At 32.9% G+C, this 25,591-nt stretch carries 20 protein-coding genes; 13 read left to right on the top strand and 7 right to left on the bottom strand.

Features of this window, described 5'->3' with window-relative positions:
- Positions 1 to 6: 6 nt before the first annotated feature.
- The gene (locus tag SOM12_RS20800) at positions 7 to 786 is read right to left on the bottom strand and encodes an NYN domain-containing protein (protein ID WP_320495238.1); all 780 of its coding nucleotides are present in this window, start codon (positions 784 to 786) and stop codon (positions 7 to 9) included.
- A 200-nt stretch (positions 787 to 986) separates the two neighbouring features.
- Here SOM12_RS20800 and SOM12_RS20795 point away from each other — a divergent pair, with 200 nt between their 5' ends.
- The 5 genes from SOM12_RS20795 to SOM12_RS20775 all read left to right on the top strand — a co-directional run bounded on the left by SOM12_RS20795 (position 987) and on the right by SOM12_RS20775 (position 6,549).
- Entirely contained in the window at positions 987 to 1,436 is a 450-nt protein-coding gene (locus SOM12_RS20795; protein WP_111424061.1) for an RrF2 family transcriptional regulator, read from the top strand.
- Positions 1,437 to 1,456: 20 nt separating this feature from the next.
- Positions 1,457 to 1,984: an azurin gene (gene azu, locus SOM12_RS20790; RefSeq protein WP_320495237.1), complete on the top strand. Its 528-nt coding sequence runs from the start codon at positions 1,457 to 1,459 to the stop codon at positions 1,982 to 1,984.
- 98 nt (positions 1,985 to 2,082) lie between these two features.
- Entirely contained in the window at positions 2,083 to 4,317 is a 2,235-nt protein-coding gene (locus tag SOM12_RS20785; protein WP_320495235.1) for a nitric-oxide reductase large subunit, read from the top strand.
- A gap of 27 nt (positions 4,318 to 4,344) precedes the next feature.
- Positions 4,345 to 5,076 (top strand): iron-sulfur cluster repair di-iron protein, encoded by a 732-nt coding sequence (gene ric, locus SOM12_RS20780; RefSeq protein ID WP_320495234.1) that lies wholly within the window; start codon positions 4,345 to 4,347, stop codon positions 5,074 to 5,076.
- A 249-nt stretch (positions 5,077 to 5,325) separates the two neighbouring features.
- Positions 5,326 to 6,549, top strand: coding sequence for a hypothetical protein (locus SOM12_RS20775; RefSeq protein WP_320495233.1), 1,224 nt, complete (start codon positions 5,326 to 5,328; stop codon positions 6,547 to 6,549).
- A gap of 473 nt (positions 6,550 to 7,022) precedes the next feature.
- Here the strand turns inward: SOM12_RS20775 and SOM12_RS20770 are convergent, their stop codons facing one another.
- The 3 genes from SOM12_RS20770 to nirK are packed head-to-tail and all read right to left on the bottom strand — an operon-like array spanning position 7,023 to position 9,878.
- Entirely contained in the window at positions 7,023 to 7,619 is a 597-nt protein-coding gene (locus SOM12_RS20770) for an SCO family protein (protein WP_320495232.1), read from the bottom strand.
- A gap of 17 nt (positions 7,620 to 7,636) precedes the next feature.
- Positions 7,637 to 8,416 carry a formylglycine-generating enzyme family protein gene (locus tag SOM12_RS20765; RefSeq protein WP_095929958.1) on the bottom strand — a complete coding sequence of 260 codons (780 nt, stop codon included), beginning with the start codon at positions 8,414 to 8,416 and terminating at the stop codon, positions 7,637 to 7,639.
- 16 nt (positions 8,417 to 8,432) lie between these two features.
- Positions 8,433 to 9,878, bottom strand: coding sequence for a copper-containing nitrite reductase (gene nirK, locus SOM12_RS20760; protein ID WP_095929959.1), 1,446 nt, complete (start codon positions 9,876 to 9,878; stop codon positions 8,433 to 8,435).
- Between the two features lie 258 nt (positions 9,879 to 10,136).
- On the opposite strand from nirK, the gene SOM12_RS20755 reads away from it, so the two are divergent.
- Both SOM12_RS20755 and SOM12_RS20750 read left to right on the top strand, forming a co-directional pair.
- Positions 10,137 to 11,396: an aminotransferase class I/II-fold pyridoxal phosphate-dependent enzyme gene (locus tag SOM12_RS20755; RefSeq protein WP_095929960.1), complete on the top strand. Its 1,260-nt coding sequence runs from the start codon at positions 10,137 to 10,139 to the stop codon at positions 11,394 to 11,396.
- Positions 11,397 to 11,519: 123 nt separating this feature from the next.
- Entirely contained in the window at positions 11,520 to 12,008 is a 489-nt protein-coding gene (locus SOM12_RS20750; RefSeq protein ID WP_320495230.1) for a hypothetical protein, read from the top strand.
- Positions 12,009 to 12,115: 107 nt separating this feature from the next.
- Here the strand turns inward: SOM12_RS20750 and SOM12_RS20745 are convergent, their stop codons facing one another.
- Together SOM12_RS20745 and SOM12_RS20740 are read right to left on the bottom strand one after the other, a co-directional pair.
- Complete coding sequence (locus SOM12_RS20745) at positions 12,116 to 13,234, bottom strand: GNAT family N-acetyltransferase (protein ID WP_320495229.1); 1,119 nt, start codon at positions 13,232 to 13,234, stop codon at positions 12,116 to 12,118.
- 45 nt (positions 13,235 to 13,279) lie between these two features.
- Positions 13,280 to 14,248, bottom strand: coding sequence for a transporter (locus tag SOM12_RS20740; protein WP_320495228.1), 969 nt, complete (start codon positions 14,246 to 14,248; stop codon positions 13,280 to 13,282).
- A gap of 123 nt (positions 14,249 to 14,371) precedes the next feature.
- Between SOM12_RS20740 and SOM12_RS20735 the strand changes: the two genes are divergently transcribed.
- The 6 genes from SOM12_RS20735 to SOM12_RS20710 all read left to right on the top strand — a co-directional run bounded on the left by SOM12_RS20735 (position 14,372) and on the right by SOM12_RS20710 (position 22,297).
- A complete protein-coding gene (locus SOM12_RS20735; RefSeq protein WP_095929994.1) occupies positions 14,372 to 14,665 on the top strand; it encodes a DUF4834 family protein in 294 nt (97 codons plus the stop codon).
- A 49-nt stretch (positions 14,666 to 14,714) separates the two neighbouring features.
- Complete coding sequence (locus SOM12_RS20730; RefSeq protein WP_320495227.1) at positions 14,715 to 17,174, top strand: YfhO family protein; 2,460 nt, start codon at positions 14,715 to 14,717, stop codon at positions 17,172 to 17,174.
- A 54-nt stretch (positions 17,175 to 17,228) separates the two neighbouring features.
- Positions 17,229 to 18,515 carry a glycosyltransferase family 4 protein gene (locus tag SOM12_RS20725; protein WP_320495226.1) on the top strand — a complete coding sequence of 429 codons (1,287 nt, stop codon included), beginning with the start codon at positions 17,229 to 17,231 and terminating at the stop codon, positions 18,513 to 18,515.
- Positions 18,516 to 18,550: 35 nt separating this feature from the next.
- Positions 18,551 to 20,020: a polysaccharide biosynthesis C-terminal domain-containing protein gene (locus SOM12_RS20720; protein WP_320495225.1), complete on the top strand. Its 1,470-nt coding sequence runs from the start codon at positions 18,551 to 18,553 to the stop codon at positions 20,018 to 20,020.
- Between the two features lie 96 nt (positions 20,021 to 20,116).
- Positions 20,117 to 21,769, top strand: a complete 1,653-nt coding sequence (locus tag SOM12_RS20715) for a mechanosensitive ion channel family protein (RefSeq protein ID WP_320495223.1) — start codon at positions 20,117 to 20,119, stop codon at positions 21,767 to 21,769.
- A 228-nt stretch (positions 21,770 to 21,997) separates the two neighbouring features.
- On the top strand, positions 21,998 to 22,297 hold the full coding sequence (locus tag SOM12_RS20710) for a hypothetical protein (protein ID WP_172426902.1): 300 nt from the start codon (positions 21,998 to 22,000) through the stop codon (positions 22,295 to 22,297).
- Between the two features lie 88 nt (positions 22,298 to 22,385).
- Here the strand turns inward: SOM12_RS20710 and uvrA are convergent, their stop codons facing one another.
- Entirely contained in the window at positions 22,386 to 25,181 is a 2,796-nt protein-coding gene (uvrA, locus tag SOM12_RS20705; protein ID WP_320495222.1) for an excinuclease ABC subunit UvrA, read from the bottom strand.
- Positions 25,182 to 25,591 lie beyond the last annotated feature (410 nt).

The raw sequence follows: 25,591 nt of genomic DNA, 5'->3' as shown, positions 1-25,591 counted from the left end.
CGATAATTAGTTGAATCTTAAACGTACATAAACGTGTTTGATTCCTTTTTTATCTGATTCTCTTTCGTCGATTTCCAAAATATCAGTTAATGATTTAAGCATTGGTGTCAATTTAGAGAAACCATAATTTCGAGGATCAAATTCTGGTTTTTTCTTCACAATCAGATTTCCGACATCTCCTAAAAATGCCCAACCATCATCATCTTCAATATCTTCGATGGTAGCTTCAATCAGTTCAATAGTCTGTTTGTCAATTTTATGAAGTGCTTTTTCAGCCGGTTTTTCAATTGGTTTTTTGGTATCTGCAGCAGCAGTTTTAGGTTTTTTCTTTTGAGTTGCACCATCCAAAACTTCAATATAAATAAATCGGTCGCAAGCTACAATAAAGGAGTTTGGCGTTTTCTTTTCTCCTATACCAATTACTTTCATTCCCGATTCGCGAAGGCGAATGGCAAGACGTGTAAAATCGCTGTCGCTAGAAACGATACAGAAACCATCTAGTTTTCCAGAATAAAGCAAATCCATTGCATCAATAATCAAAGCTGAATCTGAAGAATTTTTTCCAACGGTATAACTATATTGTTGAATAGGAGTAATAGCATGTTCTAATAAAACACCTTTCCAGCCATTTGCATTAGGTTTTGTCCAATCGGCATAAATCCTTTTCGTAGTGGGCGTTCCCAATTTTGCAATTTCTTCCATCATGCCTTTTACATTGCTGTAGGGCACATTGTCTGCATCAATAAGGACTGCCAGTTTTAAATCTTTTGAATTGCTTAAAGGCATTTGTTAAATATTTAAAATTTAATACTCTCAAAGTTAAAATTAAAATTGGGTTTTATAAGAATTCAATGATGAATATGTGTAATTATTAGTACTAATTAGTTTCATTATAAATAATATTCAAAGCATTAAAAATTAATTAAAGATAAACTTGTCTTTTATATAAAACCTTTCTATCTTTGTCAGGAATTAATTAAGGATGTATGTTTTCAAAAGCGTGTGAATATGGAATAAGGGCTTCAATATTTATTGCAACCAAATCTTCAAAAGGGATTAGAGTGGGGATAAAAGATGTCGCGAAAGAGATTGATTCGCCAGAACCCTTTACAGCCAAGATTATGCAGATTTTAACCAAAAGCGGCATAATTAATTCGACAAAAGGAGTAGGAGGCGGATTTGAAGTTTCGCCAGAGGCATCAAAATCGATTAAATTAATTCAGATTGTGGATGCTATTGATGGAAACAAAATTTACAGCGGCTGCGGAATTGGATTAAAAGAATGCTCAGAAGAACATCCTTGCCCAGTTCATCACGAGTTTAAGAAAATACGAGGACTGCTTTTAGAAATGCTTAAAAATACAACTTTAGAACAGCTAGCTTCTGATGTAAAATCGGGAGATTTCTTTCTCAAAGCGACAAATGCGAACAATTAATATTATTAAATATCTTAAAAATGAATACAAAAACCAAAATTTCAGTATTAATCCTAATGGGATTTTTAGCAGTTACTTCTTGTGGTAAAAAAGAAACAGCTCCAGCTGAATCAACAGAAACAACCGAAACATCTACCGAAGGTGAACCAGCTCCAACAGCTGCTCCGACAGAGGAAAATGTTTTAGTTATTGAAGGAAATGACCAAATGCAGTTTAATACAAGTGAATTGAAAGCTGTTGCTGGAAAACCAATCAAATTGACTTTGAAGCATGTTGGTAAAATTCCGAAAGAAGCAATGGGACACAATTTAGTGATTTTACAAGAAGGAACAGATCAAGCTGCTTTTGCTTTAAAAGCTAATGATGCTAAAGCAACTGATTATATTCCAGAATCTGAAAAAGCTTCAATCGTTGCACACACTAAATTAATTGGTGGTGGAGAAGAAGATACAATCGAGTTTACAATTGATAAAAAAGGATCATACCCATTTATTTGCTCTTTCCCTGGTCACGTAGCCATGATGAAAGGTGTATTAATTGTTGAGTAAATAACATAAACTCCAAATGCTGTAAATAGGTTTGGAGTTTTTTTAAAAACAAATAAAAGACATTTTTATCTTTTATTAATCAATTTCCCCCAAAAGAAATGAAAAGAGAAAAAAAATTATGGATAGTTTTTGCATTGGTAATGAGTATGTCATTTGCCGTGCTTGGTTATTACGGTTACGAGATTTATCAGCAGGCACCGCCAGTTCCAAAAGAAATTGTAACCGATTCTGGTAAAGCTGTCTTTAGCGAAAGCGAAATTAAAGACGGACAAAATATCTGGCAAAGTATAGGAGGCCAGGAAGTGGGATCTATCTGGGGGCACGGCGCCTATGTGGCCCCAGACTGGACCGCAGATTGGCTACACAGAGAAGCCGTTTTTATATTGGATATCTATGCAAAGAAAGATTTTAATCAAAAATATGATGAATTGGATGCCGAAAAACAATCGGCTCTAAAAGTTCGTCTTCAGAAAGATTTAAGGACCAATAGATATGATGCTGAAACCGGAGTGCTGACCATTTCTGAAAACCGTTTAGCGGCAATTGAGTATTTAAGCGAGTATTATAAAGGTCTTTTTACCAATGATCCTCAATTTGATAAGTTGAGAGAAGAATATGCGATTCCGAAAAACTCTATTAAAGATGTTGAAAGAATGCATAAAATGAATGCTTTTTTCTTCTGGGCAACTTGGGCAACAGTTACCAATCGTCCTGATGGAGATATTTCGTATACACACAACTGGCCGTCAGATGAATTGGTTGGAAATACTGCCACTACAGAGCTTTTAGCTTGGTCTGGAGTAAGTATTATTTTATTGATTTTAAGTGTTGGAATCTTAGTTTTCTATCATGCAAAATCTGGTGAAGAGGAAGAATTTCCGCTGCCAAAAGAAGATCCGCTTATCAAGCAGGGCAAAACCAAATCTATGGGATTGGTAACCAAATATTTCTGGATTGTGAGTCTGCTGATGGTTTTACAAATGGTTTTCGGAATTATTACCGCGCATTACGGAGTGGAAGGAAATGGTTTATACGGAATTCCGATTGACAAAATTCTGCCTTATGCTGTAACACGTACATGGCACACGCAATTGGCCATTTTCTGGATTGCAACGGCTTGGTTGGCAACAGGATTATATATTGCGCCAGCAGTTTCGGGTAAAGATCCTAAATTTCAGTATTTTGGTATCAACTTTCTGTTTATTGCTTTATTGATTATTGTTTTGGGATCAATGGCTGGACAATGGTTTGGAGTAATGCAAAAACTAAATTTAGTGCAAAACTTCTGGTTCGGACATCAAGGTTACGAATATGTCGATTTAGGTCGTTTCTGGCAGATTTTCCTTTTAGTGGGATTGTTCTTGTGGCTGGCTTTAATGGTTCGTCCTTTGATTCCGGTTTTAAAGAAAAAGACAGAAGAAAAAAACTTAATTATTTTGTTCTTAGTTTCTTGTTCGGCAATTGCCATGTTCTACGGAGCAGGATTAATGTGGGGAAGACAAACCAATCTAGCAATTGCAGAATATTGGAGATGGTGGGTAGTGCACCTTTGGGTTGAAGGATTCTTTGAAGTATTTGCAACAGTTGTAATCGCCTTCTTGTTTGTTCGTTTAGGATTATTAAAAACGAAAACGGCGACTTTAAATGTGCTTTTTGCAACCATTATTTTCATGTCTGGAGGTATTTTAGGAACATTCCATCACTTATATTTCTCTGGAACACCAACAGCAATTATGGCTTTGGGGGCAACATTCAGTGCTTTAGAAGTGGTTCCGTTGACTTTAATCGGATTTGAAGCATATCAAAACTATAAAATATCAAAATCAACGCAATGGATTGCCGATTATAAATGGCCAATTTATTTCATGATTTCTGTGGCCTTTTGGAATTTCCTTGGAGCCGGAATCTTCGGATTCATTATTAATCCGCCAATTGCATTGTATTATGTTCAAGGCTTAAATACAACGCCTTTACACGGACATACCGCATTGTTTGGAGTGTACGGAATGCTGGGAATAGGTCTAGTACTATTTGTACTAAGAAGTTTGTATCGAAATGTAAGCTGGAATAATAAGCTGTTAAAAATTACTTTCTGGTCTCTAAATATTGGTTTATTCCTAATGGCAATTCTAAGTTTATTACCAATTGGAGTTTGGCAGGCAATTGAGAGCATCAATCACGGAATGTGGTACGCTCGTTCATCAGAATTAATGCAACAGCCAACAATGATTACTTTAAAATGGCTTCGCGCTATTGGAGATTCTATTTTCGGAATCGGATTTATTACAATGGCTTGGTTTGTATTTGAACTGACATTAAAAAACAAAAAATAAAACACACAAAATATAATATTGATTATCATGGAAAATTTAAAAAACAAAACAATAGGATCGTTTGTAGCTGAAGATTTTAGAACGGCTGCAGTATTTTCAAAATATAGAATAGATTTTTGTTGCAAAGGAAACCGAACAGTTACTGAAGTATGCGAAAAACAAAATATTGATGCCGATACTTTATTGGAAAATGTGTTGCAAGTTGCACAATCAGAAAACAGCGGAACAATTGATTTTAATTCATGGCCCTTAGATTTATTGGCAGATTATATTGAGAAAACGCATCACCGTTATGTAGAAGAAAAAACAAATGTTTTGCTTCCGTTTTTAGATAAATTATGCAAAGTGCACGGCGCAAATCATCCAGAATTATTTAAAATAAACGAACTGTTTATTGGCTGTGCAGGAGAATTATCTCAACACATGAAAAAAGAAGAATTGGTTTTATTTCCATTTGTAAAAAGAATGGTGAAAACAAAAGAATCTGACGGAATTTTATCTCAACCCTCTTTCGGGACAGTTTCAAATCCGATTGCGATGATGATGCACGAACACGATAATGAAGGCGAGCGTTTTAGAGAAATAGCTGCGTTGACAGATAATTACACTCCGCCAGCAGATGCTTGCACAACTTACAGAGTAACTTTTGCAATGCTGAAAGAATTTGAAGCAGATTTGCATAAACACATTCATTTGGAAAATAATATTTTGTTTCCAAAAGCTGTGGCTTTAGAAAAAGACTTTGTTGAAGTAGAATAAAAGGTTAATTTTAATAGTGGAAAAAGCACCGATAGAATATCTAAAGATGATAGTTATCGGTGTTTTTTATTTTGAGAAATGTTATTTTTAATTCAAATTAAACACATAGAAGCATAGATTTATAAAACTCAAAAAAGATGATTTTAGAAAATCTAGATTTTCACACATAGCTATGTGTATTTATGCAAGTGAAACGCCTTTTAAGCATTTGCAAAATCTAAGTTTCTATGTGTTTAAAAATAAAAAACTATGAATTCACAAAAGAGCTGGATACTTTGCTGTTTTTTTAATTTTCTGATTGCCTGCGTTTTCGGATTATTAATGCGCTTTATGTATCTCTTTCCCTTAGATTTTTTAAACTATAGTTTTTTGCTTCACGCACATTCACATGTTGCTATGTTAGGCTGGGTTTATTTGATCGTTTATGTTTTGATTGTTCATTTTTTTATTCCGAAAGAAAAAAGGCAGAAACCTATTTACAATCGGTTATTTTGGCTGACTGAATTTTCTGTTATCGGAATGATGATCGCTTTTCCTATTCAGGGCTACGCGTTGTTTTCGATTGTATTTTCGACAATGCATATTGTACTCAGTTATATTTTCTGCCGTTTGGTTTGGAAAGACAGTTTAAGAGATAAATCTCCATCGCAAAGACTTTTGTTGGTTTCGATTCTATTTATGATTTTATCCACTTGCGGAGTTTGGTGTCTTGGTCCTGCGGTAAGCACTTTAGGAAAACAGAGTGCATTTTATCAGATTGCCATTCAGTTTTTCCTGCATTTTCAGTTCAATGGCTGGTTTATTTTAGCGATTTTAGCTTTGTTTTTAAAACAATTTCAAGAAAAGATTGATGAGGTAAAATTTAAGAAGTTTTACTTTCTAATGATTGCTTCTACACTATTAACGCTTTGTTTTCCAGTTCGCTGGTTTATAGAAAATGATATTTTGAGTTATATTAATGTTTGTGGAGTTATAATTCAATTGTGCGCTTTTATTTATTTCTATAAAATGTTGCAACCGCAAATAAATCATTTCAAAAGTACTTTAGATAAAACGACTAAAATGGTTTATAGTTTGGCTTTGTGTTCTTTATTTTTGAAAGTTGGAATTCAAATGCTGACTATTTTCCCAAACTTAGCTGAAGTTTCACATCAAATTAGAAATTTTGTTATTGGATTTATTCATTTAACAACTTTGGGAATCATAACTGGATTTTTGTTTGGAATTCTGCTTCAGAATAAAATACTTTCTTCCAATTCTGTCCTATTAAAAATAGGAGTGAAGGTTTTTATTTTGGGATATATTTTGACAGAAGTGTTACTATTTCTTCAAGGCTGGTTTTTCTTTTTTGGAGAAGGAAGTATTCCAGGATATTTTCAAAATATTTTGATTTTTAGTATTCTTTTGGTTTTGGGATTGGTTTTAATGATGAGTTCAATAATTAAGCGATATTCATATTGTCACAGTAATTAACCCCCTGAAAGGACAATATATTTATAACATATTTTTAAAGATTCGGAGAAGCGAAATATTTATAGAAAACGTTTGGCTAAGACAAAAAGCTCCAGCGGAGCGACATATTTATCAGGTTAATAAATTATAATCCTAATATGATTGTATAAATATGTCGCTCCGCTGGAGCTTTCTATGTAGGTAATTTAGATTTTTTTATAAACATTTCGCTTCTCCGAAGCTTAACTTAGCTTTTAAATAAAAAACAAGAGGCAATTTCTGCATAGAAATCGTACTCTTGTTTCTTACTAATTAACCTATTTATCTATTGAAATTTTAATTTAAACACATAGAAACATAGATTTTGAAACCTAAAAAAAAAGGCGTTTCACTTGCATAAATACACATAGCTATGTGTTAAAAATCTAGATTTTTTTAAATCATTTTTTTGTATTTTTTTAATCTATGTTTCTATGTGTTTAAAAATTGAGTGTCTATATTTTTCCTGCTTCCAAATTTATTGCTTCAATTGTTTTTTCATTATTTACGCCTAAACCTTCTTGTTGAAATACCAATTCTCCTTCTGGATTAAAGACACTTATAATATTTGAATGCGAAAAATCTATTGGAGAAATTTTTTTGTAATTTACTGCTAAGACAGCTGCAAATTCACGAGTGTTTTCTTCAGTTGAACGAAGGAAAATCCAAGGATCTTGATTCATTTTATTTTCAATTGCAAACGATTTTAATCTTTCGGGTGTATCTGTATTCGGATCAATACTAACCAAAATCAATTTGACATGTTGTTTCGTCTTTTTCTCCAGTTTTGATTCTATATCCCGCATATCGGCAACTAATCTTGGGCAAGCCGATTTGCAACTGGTATAAATCATCACCATTACCAAAACATTTCCTCTAAGTGATTTTAATTCAATATCTTTTCCATCTTGTGTTGTCCATTTAGAAGGCAGATTGTAAATTGATAAATCGCTGATTTCCTTTTTTGTTTCTGCTATTACTTCTTTTTTATCAGACTCTTTGCAACTGTAAAGCGAGAATAAGAGAAGAAAAGCAACTGCTATTTTTTTCATTATAAAATAATTTTAAATTAGATTTTCGGTTTTGTCGTGCTGGCACATCTAAATCCAAGATTTCGTGTAGAATACTGTGCTTTCAAGCTTCCTCTGAATGCATAGCGCATAAATGCGGCATAATCCATTAAATCGGATGCATTTACAGAAGCGCTTCCGCAGAAGAGATTTTTATCGGTGCTTTTATCTTTTCTTGATTCTCCCGATAAAAAGATACTATTGAAATCAGAGGTCCATTCCCAAACTAAACCGTGCATATCGTAAACTCCCCAATAATTTTTAAAAGTTTTTCCAATTTCATTTTCATACGTTCTCGATTTCTCATACCAAGACAAAATATATTCGTTGAATTCTTTTTTGGTCCGTGCATCGATTTTTCTGGTGTCGGCCATTGCTACATATTCCCATTCATCCATTGTCGCTAATCGTTTTCCTTGACATTCACAGTACTTTTTTGCTGCAAACCAAGATACACTTGTTACTGGCGATTTAGGATTGGCATTTCCAAAATGAAAATCATTTGTCCAATAAGACAAATAGCTTTTATCAGCGAAAATTCCTTTAATCTTAGATTTTTGATAAGAAGGATTTTTTTTGACGAATTCTAAAAACTCACTATTGGTTACAGGATAAATGTCTATGTAAAAAGGTTTTACTATAACAGGTTTTTGAGAAACAGCTCCATAAAGAGGGACATAAGATCCCTCTTTTATGAATGCCATCCCTTTTTCCTGAGCCTTCATGACACTAACCGCAGAGAAAAAGAAAATTGTAAGTATGAAAATGTATTTTTTCATTCTAGGAGTTTTGCTGTTATCTTAAAGCTTTAACCATTTCTGGTGTGACTTCTGTTTTATTGTTGCCCCAGCTATTATAAATGTAAGTCAATACATTTGCGATTTCATCATCAGATAAATTCTGAGCAGGCATTACGTTGTTGTATTTTTTACCGTTAACGGTTACTTCTCCAGTTAAACCATGAAGAATTGTTTTAATTGCACGTTTAGAATCAGCATTTAAATAATCTGATTTTGCTAGAGGAGGAAAAGTACTTGGAATTCCTTGTCCTTCAGATTGATGGCAAGCGAAACATGTTGTTCCAAAGATTTCTTTACCAATTTTAACTTTCTCTTCAACGGTACGTTTCGGAACTGCAACTTTTGCAGTTGAGGTTCCTGGCATTTTTTGTATTGTTCCGCCCTCAGGCAAGTAAATACCCTCTTGAATGGTTCCTGAGTAAATGTTTTTATTTTCTTTTCCTTCAACTTTAAGCATTCCCAAAGCCCCTTTATTAAATGCTCTAAAAATAGAGTGATCAACTAAAATGAAAGTTCCCGGAGTTTCTACTTTAAAATCTACAATTGCCGCACCACCAGCAGGAATTAAAGTAGTCTGAACATTTTTATTTACTGTACTTCCACCTTCAACATGCACATTGTCAAATATTTCTCCAATAACGTGAAAAGAAGAAACTAAATTAGGTCCGCCATTTCCAACAAACAAACGAACAGTTTCGCCTACTTTTGCGGTTAATTCACCACCATTTGTTAAAGCACCAACTTTTCCATTAAAGACAACATAATCAGGAGTTTCTTTTACCGCTTTGTTCATGTCAAACGGCTGAAGACCTTTTGCGCCATATTCGCCTTGAGTGTAAAAATCACCTTGCATAACGTAGTATTCTTTATCAACAGGAGGAAGTCCTCCTTCTGGTTCAACCAAAATTAATCCGTACATACCATTTGCAATGTGCATTCCCACAGGAGCAGTAGCACAGTGATAAACGTATAATCCAGGATTTATAACTTTAAAGCTGAATACTTTTTCGTGTCCTGGAGCAACAAGAGATGAGGTTGCCCCACCGCCTGGACCAGTTACAGCGTGTAAATCGATATTGTGAGGCAATTTGTTATCAGGATGGTTTTTTAAGTGAAATTCAACTTCATCACCAACACGGGTTCTAATAAAGCTTCCTGGAACAGAGCCTCCAAATGTCCAATACGTATATTTTACTCCATCAGTCATTGTTCCTTCTTGTTCTTTAATTTCCATGTTTAGTTTCAGTTTCATCGCTGTTCTGCTTCCGACTGGTTTAGGAACATGAGGAGGAGCTGTAAGTTCGGCATCCATTTCTCCTTCAGTCATAATATTTGCATACGACTTGTCTTCATTTTTTTTGCAACTTCCTAAAATGAGCAACATAAATAACGTGCAGATAAGAAAGCTCGTTTTAATCCAGATTTTGATAGTTCTTTTCATGATATATTTAGATTTAGTTTTGCGTTAAATTTCTAAACAAAAATAAAAGACTTCTTTGTCCTTTATTATGATATTAATCATGTTTTTACACAATTAGAGAGTTAAGGGGCTTTTTGGGGATTAAATAAATAGATGTAAAATCTTATATTTCTTTTGTGGCCGAATATTTTTTAATAAAAATAATTGAGGCTCTTCATTTTAAATTAATAATGATTATTTTTGCTCGCTGATTAAGTAAAAAAAATTACTACATATATTATGGTAAAAGATTTATTCGAAAGAATTCAGGACAATAAAGGACCTTTAGGAAAATGGGCTTCTCAAGCAGAAGGTTATTATGTTTTCCCAAAGTTAGAAGGAGAGTTGGGTCCTAGAATGCAATTTCACGGAAAAAATATTTTAAACTGGAGTTTAAATGATTATTTAGGTTTAGCCAATCATCCAGAAGTTCGTCAGGCAGATACTGATGCAGCAATTCAATTTGGTGCAGCGTATCCGATGGGAGCTCGTATGATGTCTGGACACACTACGTACCACGAACAATTAGAGAATGAATTAGCAGAATTCGTAATGAAAGAATCTGCTTATTTATTAAATTTTGGTTACCAAGGAATGGTGTCTATCATTGATGCTTTGGTTACTAAAAATGACATTATTGTTTATGATGTAGATTCACATGCTTGTATCATTGATGGTGTTCGTTTGCATATGGGTAAACGTTTCACATACAAACACAATGATTTGGAAAGTATGGAGAAAAACCTGCAACGTGCTACTAAAATGGCAGAAGAAACAGGCGGAGGTATTTTATTTATTACTGAAGGTGTTTTTGGAATGCGCGGACAGCAAGGAAAATTAAAAGAAATTGCTGAATTAAAGAAAAAATACAATTTCAGATTATTAGTAGATGATGCTCACGGTTTTGGTACTTTAGGTAAAACTGGTGCTGGAGCAGGTGAGGAGCAAGGAGTTCAAGATCAAATTGATGTTTACTTCTCTACTTTTGCAAAATCTATGGCTAACATCGGTGCTTTCGTAGCGGCTGATAAAACAGTTATTGATTACTTGAAATATAATTTACGTTCTCAAATGTTTGCTAAAGCTTTACCAATGATTCAAACAATTGGTTCTTTAAAACGTTTAGAGTTATTGCGTAAATCTTCTGCAATTAAAGACAAACTTTGGGAAAACGTAAATGCATTGCAAAGCGGTCTTAAAGAAAAAGGATTTAACATTGGAGATACTAATACTTGTATTACGCCAGTTTACTTAGAAGGAAGTATTCCGGAAGCAATGGTAATGGTAAACGATTTAAGAGAAAATTACGGAATTTTCCTTTCTATTGTGGTTTATCCAGTTATTCCAAAAGGAATTATTTTGTTAAGAATGATTCCAACTGCCTCTCACACTTTAGCTGATATCGAAGAGACTTTAACAGCATTTGAAGCGATCCGTGAGAAATTAGTTAACGGAACTTATAAAGAAATTGCTGAACGTACAACTGTTGACGTCTCGTAATTTCTCATAAAAATAGATTTCCTTAAGTGGGAATTATGTAAAAAAATCCATTCGTTCTACGAATGGATTTTTTTTTATTTGAGGTAACTTTATATCATAATCACAAAATAAAAATAAAGAATTATGAAAAAAGTACTAACACTAATAGCTGTACTTTCGCTGTCGGTTTTTGCTTCTTGTAAAAAAGAAACAACGACGATAGAGCCGGTACAAATTACACCAAGTCCGCCAAAAGAAGCTGAACTTGTAGAGCCTGCGGGAGATCAATGTTATGCTTGGCGACTTAACGGAAGTATTATAGAGATGAGTTTTAACGTTAATTCCCATCAGGAAGTAAATGGAAAGCTAAGCTATAATCTGGTTGGAAAAGATAAAAATGAAGGAACCTTAATCGGGAACATGAAAGGCGATACTTTAATTGCTGATTATACATTTAATTCGGAAGGAGTTTCATCTGTAAGAGAGGTTGCTTTTCTGCAAAAAGACGGAACTTTTATTGAAGGGTACGGCGATGTGGTAACCGCAAATGATAAGGTTTCATTTAAAGATAAATCAAAACTGAAATTTGATGCAAAAAATAGTTTGGTAAAAGTAGATTGCAAAGTAGAATAATGATGTGTTTTATAAAAGTGAAAAATCCATTCGTTTGGGGGCGAATGGATTTTTTTTATAGTTAATTTTCTAAAACTGAAAACTGTGACCGTGACTAAAAACTAAAATTAAAGATCCTTCAAATAAGTTTTTCTCTGACAGTGAATAGTAGGGTCAAAGTTTTTCCAAAGCAAATGGATTGCATTATTTTCTAATAATTCTGGAGTTCTAATGCAATTTCTAATTCCTTTTTCTGAAAAAGTTTTGTAATATTCATCAAAAATTAATGCCGTTACACCTTTGTTCTGATAATCTGGATGGACACCGATTAAATAAAAAACAACATCTTTACTGTGTTTTTTAGCCTTTAATAATTGTAGAAAACCAAACGGAAATAATTTTCCTTTTATTTTTTGCAATGCTTCTGTAAAACTTGGCATTACAATGCTAAAAGCAACTAAATTATCATCTTTATCAACAACAAACTTAATATATTCTGGATTGATGAAACTGATGTATTTCTTTTTGAAATATTCTTTCTGAATATCAGAAATCGCTACAAACGAAGCAAGTTTTTCGTAAGATTCATTAAACAAATCAAACATTTTGTCTACGTGAGGCATAATGTCTTTTGTTTTGGTAAAAGTTAGAGATCTTACTTCGTAACGTTTTTTGATTAAAGCCACAGCTTTCTGAAAGAACTCTGGTTTTACGTTTGAAAAAGGGAAGATACTTTCGATATATTGTTTTTCAACCTGAAATCCTAATTGTTCAAAATGAGTTACATAATAAGGATGATTATACCAAGTAATCATGGTTCCAACCTGATCATAACCTTCGGTAAGAACACCAACTTTGTCTAGATTTGAGAATCCCATTGGGCCTTCAGCATGCTCTAAGTTGTGTTTTCTTCCTAATTCATAAACTTTTTCTAGAAGTGCTTTTGTAACTTCAATATCATCAATTACATCAAACCATCCAAAACGAACTTTTCTTTTATGCTGATTATTAACTTCAGACCAATTGATAATGGCAGTAATACGTCCAACAATTTTATTGTCTCTGTATGCTAGATAAAAATAAGCTTCAGCATTATCAAACGCAGGATTTTTAGTTTTATCAAAAGATTCCAACTCGTCTGAAATGATAGGTGGCACCCAATACGGATTATCCTTGTATAATGAGAAAGGAAATTTAATGTATTCGGTTAATTCTTTCTTGCTTTTGGCTTCTTTAATTGTAATCATTAGGTGGTATTGAGAGTCCTTAAAAAGGATCTAGTTATTATGTTTTTATTCGTATTTTGCTTTACGTTTTCTTTCTTTTTCCTGATAATCAACTTTTTTCTCGTTGTCAGGATTCTTTTTAGCTCTATCTGCGGCTTTATTTTCAATTTGTTTTTCTTTGTACCATCCGTCATAACGCCATGATACTCCAACGCCTCCATATACAATAGATGGGGTGTTTTTGAAATTAGTACTTATAGAAGCATCAACCTGCATATTTGAAGACAGCAAAAAAGCAGCTCCTGCACGAAGGATTGAATCACTATAAAAATCACTTTTATGTCCTTGGTTTTCAATAAAACCAGACCATCTATCATTAAATCCGTGCGTCAAAGTTAAGATATATCCGTAACTTGGATAGTCTGTACTGATATAATCTGCAAAAATATTAGTTACAAACACCCAAGATCCGCCTCCTAACAAGTTTTGCGTGATCAATGAAACTTTAGGTGAAATTTCGCCATCTGGAGAAAAATAGTAAGGATTATTTGCGCCAACAAAATTAGCTCCAGCAAAAACCGAAACCGCTGGAATTAATTCGCGCCATTGAAAATTACGATTGGCTTTATAGCTGTAAATGTTTACTTCTCTCTTATAGTTTTTGTATGGATCATAAATAAGATATTTAGCTCCTAAAACCGTTTGTCTGAAATTGTTCTTTTTATAGCTAGTATACGGAGTGTCAAAGTTTTCTGTTTGGTATTGTAAATCAACAATAAATTCTAGTTGTTCTAAAAAAGCTCCATATCTTAGGGTTAAATCTGTACCAAATCCGCTGGCATCATAATCTAATAAATCGTGCTTTTCTTTAATTCCATAAACACCAAGTTCAGCTTGAATTACAGATTTTCCGACAGCATATGCTGACATGGTTTCTCCTGGGCGGTTGGAATTAATAACATCAGTATATTGTGCAAAAAACAGTTGTGGAATAAAAAAAAGTACCGGGGCAAGTAAGTTTTTAATTTTGGACATATAATTTTTTTTGGATTAAAAAATAATAACGCATTTCAAATGTACATATTTTATTATTTATTTAAGATTCATATTTTATTTTTAAGGAATGGATTTATTAATTTTGGAAAAAAATATATAGTTATGCAAGAAGCATCATTTTCAGGTTTGTTTAAGACCATCATGTGGGTTATAGCTTTTTATTACATTTTTAAATTTTTAGCTAGAATCTTTTTGCCAGTATTGGTTAAAAAGGCGGTAGAAAATGCTAGTGAAAATTTTCAAAGACAGCAACAGCAGTATAATCAAGGCAATACGTATCAGAACAATCAACATACAAGTAATAATGATGAAATAATCATTAATACCGCTAATGCTAAAAACCCGCGCGAAACCAAAAAAGTGGGAGAGTATGTCGATTACGAAGAAATAGATTAGATTTGTGTCCTGAAAATTTAGGATTCATTTTAACCCAAACTAGCCAAAATTGAAAATAGTAAATAAGTTCTATCCGCATGCCCTTGTTATCTTGGGCTTTATTTTTGTTTCGTTAATTTATTTTTATCCAGTTCTGCAAGGAAAACAAATCTTCCAGTCTGATATTGCTCAATACACCGGAATGGCAAAAGAGCAAAACGATTTTAGAGCAACGGAAAATGCTGAACCTTATTGGACAAACTCTGCTTTTGGAGGTATGCCAACCTATCAGCTCGGAGCAAATTATCCAAACGATTTTATAGGCAAAGTCGATGACGTACTACGTTTTCTTCCGCGTCCAGCAGATTACTTATTTTTATATTTCCTTGGTTTTTATGGCTTATTATTGGTTTTAAAAACAGATCCTTTGAAAGCCTTTATAGGTTCAATTGCCTTTGGTTTCTCCACTTATATGATCATTATTTTAGGGGTTGGGCATAATGCTAAAGCGCATGCTATTGCCTATATGCCTTTGGTGATTGCTGGGTTTATACTCGTCTTTCAGAAGAAGTATATTAAGGGAGGTCTGCTCACCATGTTTGCCGTAGCACTAGAAATTAGTGCCAATCACTTCCAAATGACCTATTATTTATTGATTTTCTTATTTATACTTTCAGGTTATTATGCTTACAATTTTATTAGAGAAAAAGATTTTAAAGGACTTTTAATTTCTTGTGGAGTTTTACTAGTTGCAGGGATTTTTGCCTTAGGTGCCAATGCAGGTAATTTAATGGCAACCAACGAATATGCTAAATACAGTATCAGAGATAAAAGCGAGTTGACTTTTAATCCAGACGGATCTAAAAATGAAACGACTGCTTCTATGACGACAGATTATATTACAGAATATAGTTATGGTATTGCGGAAAGTTTAAATTTAATTGCACCAAGAATTTTTGGAGGTTCAAGTCACGAAAACGTGGGTACAGACAGCCGTATGTATGCATTTATGCTTGAGCAGGGAGTTCCTGCATCTCAAGCTCAGGATTTTGTTTCTGGAATGCCAACGTATTGGGGAGATCAGCCAATCGTTTCTGCACCAGCTTATATTGGAGCTGTAGTTTTCTTTTTAGCAGTTTTAGCTTTATTTATAGACGAAAGAAAAATTAAATATGTTTTTCTTACCGGAGCACTTTTTACTTTGGTGCTTTCTTGGGGGAAAAACTTTTCGTTATTGACAGACTTTTTTATAGAATATGTTCCTCTTTACGATAAATTTAGAGCTGTATCTTCAATTCAGGTTATTTTAGAATTGTGTTTCCCTGTTTTAGCAGTTATGGGATTACAATCATTCTTTAAAGCTAAAGATGAACCAAAATTACAGCAGAAAGCATTAGTGCAAACAGGAGTTTTTGGTTTAGGCGTACTTGTTATTTTGCTAATAGCAAAAAGCTTCTTCCATTTTACTGGAATGAACGATAGTGCTTATTTGGAAAGCTACGGGCCAGGTTTCGTTGATGCCTTAAGAGAAGACCGAATGACGATGTATTATGCGGATTTATTAAGATCTGGATTCTTAATTATAGTGACATTTGTAGTGCTTTGGATGTTTGTAAAGAATAAATTCTCTCAAACAACTACTTTAGTTGTAGTTGGATTGGTAATGATTTTTGATTTATTCTTTGTAGATAAAAAATACGTTTCTGCCAAAGATTTTGTTAGCCCAGTTCAGATTGCAGCTCCTTTTCAAGAAACGCAGGCAGATTCTCAGATATTAAAAGACACTTCAGTTTATCGTGTGTTTGACCTTCAGGGACAATTGCAAGGTAGATCTTCTTATTTCCATAAAACAATTGGAGGTTATAGTGCTGTAAGACCTAGAAGAATGCAGCAATTGTATGATTATCAAATTGCTAAAAATAACCTTGAAGTGCTTAATATGTTGAATGTTAAGTATGTAATTCAAGTAGATAAAGAAGGAAATCAAATTCCTGCTGTTAATCCAGATGCTAACGGAAATGCTTGGTTTGTGGGTGCAGTAAAACTGGTAAATAAACCAGATGATGTAATGAAAGCGTTGAATACTTTAGACACTAAAAAAGTAGCAGTTTTCAATGTTCACGAGCATGAAAGTAAATTCCAAAACGCGAGATTAAAGAAAGCTTTTGACACAACAGGAACAATTAAAGTTGTTACTTATAAGCCAAATTATATCAAATACAAATCTGAAAATAACGGAGATGGTTTAGCTGTTTTCTCTGAAATGTATTATAAAAATGGCTGGAACGCTTATATAGACGGTAAATTAACAGATCATTTTCCAGTTGATTATGTTCTAAGAGCAATGGAAGTTCCTGCTGGAAAACACACTATTGAATTTAAATTTGAGCCTCAGATTATTCAAACTGGAGGAACCATTACGTTAATAAGTTCAATCGGAATGTTGTTGCTTTTAGCTGGAGGGATTTATTTTGAAAAATTCTACCGCAAAGATTCGCAAAAAAGTCACAGAGATACTCAAAATAATTAAAAAAATCTTTGCTATACTTAGTGTTGACTTTGTGAATCTCTGTGTAATTTAAATATGGAACAAAAAAAACTTTTAATAATTACCTATTATTTTCCACCTGCGGGAGGGCCTGGAGTACAGCGTTGGCTGAAATTTGTAAAATATCTGCCCGAATTTGATGTACAACCAATAGTTTATGTTCCAGAAAACCCGACTTACCCAATTGTTGATGAAGGTTTGGTAAGTGAGATATCAGATAAAGTAATTGTTCTAAAGAATAAAATCTGGGAGCCTTATCAATTGGCTTCTATTTTTTCCAAAAACAAAACCAAGAAAATCAGTTCAGGAATTTTTCCGCAAAAGAAAAAACAGACCTTTTTGGATAAAACATTTCTTTGGGTTCGTGGAAATCTTTTTATTCCAGATGCTCGTGTGTTTTGGGTAAAACCATCAGTTTCTTATTTAGAAAAATACATTCAGGAAAATAATATCGATACTATTGTAACTTCTGGACCGCCACACAGTTTGCACTTAATTGGTTTAGAATTACAGCAGAAATTAAAAGTAAAATGGTTTGCGGATTTTCGTGATCCTTGGACAACAATTGGCTATCACAAAGCACTTCGTTTATCTTCTTATGCCGAAAAAAAGCATAAGAACTTAGAACACAAAGTGCTTAATTCTGCAGACGAAATCATTGTAACAAGTAAAACTACAAAAGCTGAATTTGAGGCTATTACCAATAAGCCAATTACGGTAATCACAAACGGTTACGATGTTGAAACTGTCGGAAAACAGACGCTAGACACTAAATTTACTTTAGCCCATATTGGTTCATTCTTATCTGATAGAAATCCACCATTTTTATGGGAAGTATTAGTTGAATTATTGCAAGAAGTTCCAGAATTTAAGACGCATTTAGAAATAAAATTAATTGGAGCAGTAAGTCAAGAAGTTCTAGATGCTATTCAAGAACATCAATTAAATGATTATTTGAATTTGGTGGGGTACGTTTCTCACAAAGAAGCCGTTTCGCATCAACGAAAATCTCAAGTTTTACTTTTAATAGAAATTAATTCTGAAGATACTAAAAGCATTATTCCAGGAAAATTGTTCGAATATATGGTCTCAAACCGTCCAATAATCGCTATCGGGCCTCAAGGTTCAGACTTTGCCGATATCGTTACACAGACCAATACTGGAGTATTTTTTGATTATTCTGAGAAAGCGAAATTAAAAAGTGTAATTTTGGACTTTTTTAATCAGTTTTTGGAGGGGAAATTACAATCTCATGGAATTGGTTTACAGCAATATTCGAGAAAAAACCTAACCAAACAATTAGCACAGCTGATTAGAGGATAATCATTTAAAAATAAAATACAATCTAAACTCAAGAAATGGGTATTGTCTTAAATCAGTCTTTTAAAAACACTATAATTACATATATTGGTTTTGGTATCGGAGCCATTAATACATTATACCTTTATCCCGTTTTTCTTGGGGCAACTTATTACGCATTAACCAATTACGTTACTTCTGCAGCAAACGTAATTATGCCTTTGTTTGCAATCGGAATGCAGAATACGCTTGTAAAGTTTTATTCGCAATATGAAACAGAAGAAGAAAGAGAGCAGTTTTTGTCTTTTACCGCACTGTTTCCCATTTTAATGTGTATTCCATTAGGACTTATCGGAATCTTCTTCTATGACGATATAACCGATTTTGTTTCTAAAGAGAACCCAGTTGTTCGTGAGTTCATGCTTCTTATTCCGTTTATTGGAATTTGCATGGCCTATTTTGAGATATTTTACGCCTGGGCGAGAGTGCATATGCATTCTGTTTTTGGAAACTTTATAAAAGAAGTTGGTTTAAGACTACTTTCTACATTTGCCTTAATCGGATTGTATTTCAATTGGATCAGTTTAGTTGAGTTTGTTTATGTAACTGCGGGTATTTATTTTCTGGCTTTTATTATCACAATGTTTTATGCATTTTATATTAAAAAGCCGAATTTCCAGATTACAATACCAGAAAATGTAAAAAGTGTAATGGAGTATACTTTTTATATTATCTTGTCAGGAAGCGTTGCCAATTTGCTTCTAGATGGAGATAAGCTGATGCTGAATCAATACATGAAGATTGAAAATATTGCTTATTATTCAGTCGCTACTTATATTGCTTTGGTTATTTCAGTGCCGAGCCGTGCCATGCATCAGATTGTGTATCCAATTACGGCAAAGTTAATGCATGAAAACAAACACGACGAATTGAATCAGCTATACAAAAAAACGTCAATTAACTTACAGATTGTCGGTGGATTTGTAATGCTGTGTATTTTTGTGAACATTCATCAATTGTATGAATTGGTTCCAAAAGAATACAGTGGAGGTATTTCAGTTGTATTTATGATTGGTCTTTCTAAGTATTTTGACTTGATTTTAGGAAATAATAATGCTATTATTTTTAATACCAAATATTACCGTATGGTATTGTATTTAGGATTAATGCTTGTTGTTCTGACCGTAATTTTAAACATGATATTTATTCCGATTTTCGGGATTTTTGGTTCTGCCTTTGCAACACTTTTATCTATTACTTTATATAGTTTGGCAAAACTGCTTTTTGTGGTAAAAAAACTTCATTTATACCCTTTTACAAAACAGACTATTCATTCGATGCTCTTAACCTTTGCATTGTTTTTATTGTTTTATTTTTGGGAATTCCCGTTTTTTCAATTAATCAGTATTGCTTTAAAATCGATATTAGTAACTATTTTATATCTGTATTTGAATTATAAATTTAAGATTTCACCAGATATCAATAATGTTATAGATTCAATTTTTAAAAAATTAGGTTTTAAAATTTGATCTGATTTTTCTGTAAAAAAGAAAGTAATTTAAAAATCGTAGCTTTTTTGTTTTTATATTTGTTAGAAAGGATAACTAATTTATTTCTAATAGAATATGAAAATAAAAGTACTTAGGTTATTAGCTTTGTTTTTTGTCTTGTTTTCTTTTTCGGTAATCGCCCAGAATAATAATCTGAAAAACCAAGAAAAAGAATCTGCAACAGTAAAACCAAAAGGTTATCCTGTTAAGCCTTTTAATGATACAATTTTTTTTATTTACCATAATGTTGGCTCCTTTTCTGCAAAAGAACGAGCACAATATATTACTAGTAAAATTAAGAGATTGTACAATGAGTCTTTTTTTGAAAAAGATTCTATAAAAGTTATTTCTTCTGATGTTTCTATGGATATTGTATATCAAAGCGATTTGGTGATTATGTCTGTTTTGGAAGCCGATGCAAAAGCCGAAAATAGCACAGTAAGCGCGATTGCCAATCGCAATTTAGCTAAAATTAAAAGTGCAATAATCTATCAGAATGAAAATTATTCGCAGCTTCCTAAACGAATTGGATATACAGTATTATTAACTCTTATAATTGGATTAGTCTTATTTTTGATATCGAAAGTTTTCAATTTCATAAAAAGATATATCGTAAAAAATAGAGCTAGGTATTTTAAAGGAGTCAGTTACAATTCAATTAATATATTATCTCCAGACAAACAGTTGTTTTTGTTCCTTCGATTTTTTGGGATTATAAAAATAATTACGCTTATTTTAATCGTATATCTTTCGCTTCCTGTTTTGTTCAGCATATTTCCTGCTACAAAAGACTATACAACAACATTGCTCAAATGGATTTTAACGCCAGCTAAATTGGCTTTTATGGGATTTATCAGCTTTTTGCCAAGCTTGTTTACCATAATTGTAATCATCATTATTTTTAAATACTCTCTTAAGGTAATTAAGTTTTTCTTTTATGAAATAAAATCAGAAAACATTAAAATTGATGGCTTTTATAGTGATTGGGCATTACCGACATTCAACGTGATCAGACTTTTAATGTACGCTTTTATGCTGGTGATTATTTTTCCGTATTTGCCAGGTTCAGATTCTCCTATTTTTAAGGGAGTTTCTGTATTTGTCGGAGTTTTATTCTCGCTTGGTTCTTCTAATGCCATTGCCAATATGGTTGCAGGTTTGGTTATTACCTATATGCGTCCGTTTAAAATAGGGGATTTTATAAAAATTGGTGATGTAAGCGGTGAAGTAATTGAAAAAACTGCCTTGGTCACCAGAATTAGAACACCAAAATTTGAAGATATAACAATTCCAAATGCTACCGTTTTGTCAAGTACTTCAACCAATTATTCGGCAAACACAAATCAGTCCACAAACGGATTATTAATACATACCACAGTGACAATTGGATATGATGTTCCTTGGAAAGACATTTATGCTGCCTTGATTGATGCCGCTTTAAAAACGGAAATGACAGAAAAAGAACCTAAACCATTTGTATTGCAAACCAGTTTAGATGATTTTTATGTTTCGTATCAAATAAATGTTTATACCAAAGAACCAACCAAACAACCGAGGATTTATTCTTCGCTTCATCAAAATATTCAAGATTCTTTTAATGCAGCAGGTATAGAGATTATGTCGCCTCATTACAGTGCTTTACGAGATGGAAACACAACAACAATTCCGCCTAATTATTTGAAAGAGGATTATGAATCTCCTGTTTTTAATATTAAAAGCAAAGGTTAAATAATTGATAACGAGTAATTAAATTTAAAACTTTAACACATGGATACTTTGTAATTAATTGAATAAAAATTAACTTTATCATGAATGTTTGTCAGTACTTTGCTCGAAATTCAGTTTTTTTTCTAATAAAATGACTAGATGTAGGTGTTTATTTATTGTTAGGAATTAAATAGTTTTGAAGGAAATTACGAATAAAGTGTAACCAGAATTAATTGTAGATTAGAAATTATGAAGTACAATCATCTCAGCCATGAACAAAGCATGCAAGTATTTTCTAATATGATATCAACCAAAGTTCATAATGGATTTACTTTAGAAGAAAGAAATGATGAATTGCTTTTCGCAGTTTTATCTAAAGGTGGTAAAGTGGTTAATCACAGTTTGAATTTTTTGATTTTTTGTTTAACTCTAGGTTTATGGTCATTTGCATGGCTGTACTTAACCTTTGAAGCTTCAAAACAAAAAAAGATTTTAGTAGCTATTGACGAAGATGGTCTTCCTTTTGAGGAAAGATGTTTGGTAGCATAAGAAAGCTAAAAAACGAGAAATAAATAAAGCCATAAATGCAAATTAATCAATTGCATTTATGGCTTTGTTATTTAAAAACGAGTAAGATTTATAGTTTGTCTTTTAAGTAAACTCCCGTTACCGATTCTTTTACTTTTACAATATCTTCTGGGGTTCCAGATGCCAATAAATGACCTCCATTTTCTCCGCCTTCTGGACCTAAATCGAGTATCCAATCGGCGCATTTTATTAAATCTAGGTTATGTTCGATTACAATGATCGAGTGTCCTTTATCTATTAATGCATCAAACGAAGCCAAAAGCTTTTTAATATCATGAAAATGAAGACCAGTTGTAGGCTCATCAAAAACAAATAATGCTTTGTCTTTTGTTGCTCCTTTCACTAAAAAGGAAGCCAATTTAATACGCTGTGCTTCTCCACCAGAAAGTGTAGAAGAAGATTGCCCTAATTGAACATATCCTAAACCTACATCTTGAAGAGGCTGCAATTTTTGAATGATTTTAGCCTGTTTGTTTTTTTCGAAAAAGGCAATCGCATCGTCAATTGTCATGGTAAGAATGTCATTGATATTCTGATTGTCAAAAGTAACCTCTAGAATTTCTTTTTTAAATCGCTTTCCACCACAAGTTTCACAAGGTAGCGAAACATCGGCCATAAAGACCATTTCGACATTGATAGAACCTTCTCCTTTACAAGTTTCGCATCGTCCTCCGTCAACATTAAAAGAGAAGTGTTTCGCCTGATACCCTCTTATTTTGGATAATTTTTCTTTGGCATACAAATCACGAATATCATCATATGCTTTGATATAGGTAACTGGATTTGATCTTGAACTTCTTCCAATCGGATTTTGATCTACATACTCAATATGCTTAATTTGCGAAAAAGATCCAGAAATTTCAGTAAATTGTCCTGCTTTTTCAGAGGCGCTTTCCAGTTTTTTCTGTACCGCAGGAAACAAAATCTTCTTAATTAAAGTACTTTTTCCGCTTCCAGAAACTCCTGTAACAACAGTTAGAACATCTAATGGAAAAGTAACATTAATATTCTTTAAGTTATTTTCGCGTGCGCCAATAATATCAATATGATTTTTGAATTTTCTTCTTTTCTTTGGAACAGAAATTTCTAAATCGCCATTTAAATATTTTGCGGTCAAAGAATCAGATTTCAAAATTTCATCATAAGTTCCTTGTGCAACCAATTTCCCTCCAAAAGTTCCAGCTTCGGGACCAATATCAATAATCATATCGGCAGCTTTCATAATATCTTCGTCATGCTCAACCACAATTACGGTGTTGCCAAGATCACGAAGAGAAAGCAATACTTTAATTAGTCTTTCAGAATCTTTGGGATGCAGACCTATACTTGGCTCATCCAAAATATACATCGATCCAACCAAACTGCTTCCAAGCGAAGTTGCTAGATTAATACGCTGAGATTCTCCTCCAGAAAGTGTAGCAGAATTTCTATTTAAAGTAAGATAATCCAATCCAACTTCGGTTAAAAAAGATAAACGATTATTAATTTCAACCATCAAACGTTTAGCAATCTGCTGTTCGTACTGATTTAATTCAATGTTTTTGAAGAAAGTAACCAAATGCTTAATTGGTAAATCTACCAAGTCAGAAACCGTTTTTCCGTTTATTTTTACGTAAGATGCTTCTTCGCGCAGACGTTTGCCTTTACAAATATGACATTTTGTTTTTCCGCGGTAACGCGAAAGCATTACACGATTTTGAATCTTATAATTTTTTTCTTCCAATTCTCTGAAGAAATCATTAAGTCCTTGAAAATACTGATTTCCAGTCCAAATTAAATCTTTCTGTTCGTCCGTTAATTGAAAATAGGGTTTGTGAATTGGGAAATCAAATTTATAAGCATGTTTGACCAATTCATCTTTGTACCAGCTCATGCTCTCGCCACGCCATGGATAAATAGCGCTTTCATAAATGGATAATGAAGTGTTCGGAACAACCAGATCAGCATCAATGCCAATTATATTTCCATAACCTTCACAAACAGGGCAAGCTCCATACGGATTATTGAAACTGAATAAATGCACATTTGGCTCTAGAAAAGTTATTCCATCAAGCTCAAAATTATTCGAATAAGAAAATCTCTTTTCGGCATTTAATTCTTGAAGATAACAAATTCCTTTTCCTTCAAAAAAAGCAGTTTGTACAGCATCAGCCAGACGGTTATAAAATTCTTCTTCCTCTTTTACAACAATACGGTCAATGATCAATAAAATATCTTTATTGTCTAATTGATGTAAATCTGAAGCAGAAAACTCGTCTAAACGAACCATTTCATTATCAACCAAGATACGGGCAAAACCTTGCTGTAAAAGCACTTTTAGTTTATCTTCTAATTGTCTGCCTTCTTCAAGATGAATAGGAGCAAGAAGTAACCATCTGCTATCGAGTGGAAGATTTTTAACGTCGGAAATAACATCTGTAACGGTATTTTTTTTGACTTCCTGCCCAGAAATAGGAGAGTACGTGCGTCCAATTCTCGCAAACAAAAGTTTGATGTAGTCGTAAATTTCTGTAGAAGTTCCTACAGTCGAACGGGCGTTGGTTGTGTTAACCTTTTGCTCAATAGCAATTGCAGGTGCAATGCCTTTAATGTATTCTACCTTTGGTTTGTCTAAACGGCCTAAAAACTGACGCGCATAAGAGGATAAACTTTCTACGTAACGTCTTTGTCCTTCGGCATATAAAGTATCAAAAGCTAAACTCGATTTTCCTGATCCTGAAAGACCTGTAATGACAACCAGTTTATTTCTCGGAATTACAACATCTACATTTTTTAAATTATGTACCTGTGCTCCTTTAATTATAATATTTGATTTTGGATCTATTTTAGAAAGGTCAATTTGCATAAAAAAGTCAATTTTTACAAAAGTAATCAATTTTGAATTGGATTTAGTTAAGGATTTAGTTCCAAATCTTAACTATTTTAATCTTTTAGGATTCTTTTTTGAACTGCATTTTAACTTAAAAAAGATGCTTTTTGCATGGAAATAAATTGTTCTGCGAAAAAAATATTAAACAATTGTCTGCTTATTCCGAGAAAAATTGTAATTTGAATTTTGATTTGAATGAATAAGTAAATATTATCTCGTTAATATTGAGGTGTTTAGATGTATTTTTTAACGCTTTTAAGCCTCTTTTGTTTTGTGAATTTTTAGCTGTTTGTACGTAAATTTTATGTTTATTGTACATTAATAAAAGTTTTACTAATAATTATTAATGATTTTATTTGCTTTTTAAAACTAAAATTTGTTAAATT

Origin of the sequence: Flavobacterium sp. CFBP9031 (assembly GCF_034044945.1) — a bacterium.
Classification (GTDB): Bacteria; Bacteroidota; Bacteroidia; order Flavobacteriales; family Flavobacteriaceae; genus Flavobacterium.
This window is presented reverse-complemented; position numbering and strand designations above follow the sequence as displayed.

What these genes read in the sequence shown, in the direction of transcription:
- SOM12_RS20800 (WP_320495238.1), bottom strand. Translation starts at nt 786, where the DNA reads ATGCCTTTAAGCAATTCAAAAGATTTAAAACTGGCAGTCCTTATTGAT.
- SOM12_RS20795 (WP_111424061.1), top strand. Translation starts at nt 987, where the DNA reads ATGTTTTCAAAAGCGTGTGAATATGGAATAAGGGCTTCAATATTTATT.
- azu (WP_320495237.1), top strand. Translation starts at nt 1,457, where the DNA reads ATGAATACAAAAACCAAAATTTCAGTATTAATCCTAATGGGATTTTTA.
- SOM12_RS20785 (WP_320495235.1), top strand. Translation starts at nt 2,083, where the DNA reads ATGAAAAGAGAAAAAAAATTATGGATAGTTTTTGCATTGGTAATGAGT.
- ric (WP_320495234.1), top strand. Translation starts at nt 4,345, where the DNA reads ATGGAAAATTTAAAAAACAAAACAATAGGATCGTTTGTAGCTGAAGAT.
- SOM12_RS20775 (WP_320495233.1), top strand. Translation starts at nt 5,326, where the DNA reads ATGAATTCACAAAAGAGCTGGATACTTTGCTGTTTTTTTAATTTTCTG.
- SOM12_RS20770 (WP_320495232.1), bottom strand. Translation starts at nt 7,619, where the DNA reads ATGAAAAAAATAGCAGTTGCTTTTCTTCTCTTATTCTCGCTTTACAGT.
- SOM12_RS20765 (WP_095929958.1), bottom strand. Translation starts at nt 8,416, where the DNA reads ATGAAAAAATACATTTTCATACTTACAATTTTCTTTTTCTCTGCGGTT.
- nirK (WP_095929959.1), bottom strand. Translation starts at nt 9,878, where the DNA reads ATGAAAAGAACTATCAAAATCTGGATTAAAACGAGCTTTCTTATCTGC.
- SOM12_RS20755 (WP_095929960.1), top strand. Translation starts at nt 10,137, where the DNA reads ATGGTAAAAGATTTATTCGAAAGAATTCAGGACAATAAAGGACCTTTA.
- SOM12_RS20750 (WP_320495230.1), top strand. Translation starts at nt 11,520, where the DNA reads ATGAAAAAAGTACTAACACTAATAGCTGTACTTTCGCTGTCGGTTTTT.
- SOM12_RS20745 (WP_320495229.1), bottom strand. Translation starts at nt 13,234, where the DNA reads ATGATTACAATTAAAGAAGCCAAAAGCAAGAAAGAATTAACCGAATAC.
- SOM12_RS20740 (WP_320495228.1), bottom strand. Translation starts at nt 14,248, where the DNA reads ATGTCCAAAATTAAAAACTTACTTGCCCCGGTACTTTTTTTTATTCCA.
- SOM12_RS20735 (WP_095929994.1), top strand. Translation starts at nt 14,372, where the DNA reads ATGCAAGAAGCATCATTTTCAGGTTTGTTTAAGACCATCATGTGGGTT.
- SOM12_RS20725 (WP_320495226.1), top strand. Translation starts at nt 17,229, where the DNA reads ATGGAACAAAAAAAACTTTTAATAATTACCTATTATTTTCCACCTGCG.
- SOM12_RS20720 (WP_320495225.1), top strand. Translation starts at nt 18,551, where the DNA reads ATGGGTATTGTCTTAAATCAGTCTTTTAAAAACACTATAATTACATAT.
- SOM12_RS20715 (WP_320495223.1), top strand. Translation starts at nt 20,117, where the DNA reads ATGAAAATAAAAGTACTTAGGTTATTAGCTTTGTTTTTTGTCTTGTTT.
- SOM12_RS20710 (WP_172426902.1), top strand. Translation starts at nt 21,998, where the DNA reads ATGAAGTACAATCATCTCAGCCATGAACAAAGCATGCAAGTATTTTCT.
- uvrA (WP_320495222.1), bottom strand. Translation starts at nt 25,181, where the DNA reads ATGCAAATTGACCTTTCTAAAATAGATCCAAAATCAAATATTATAATT.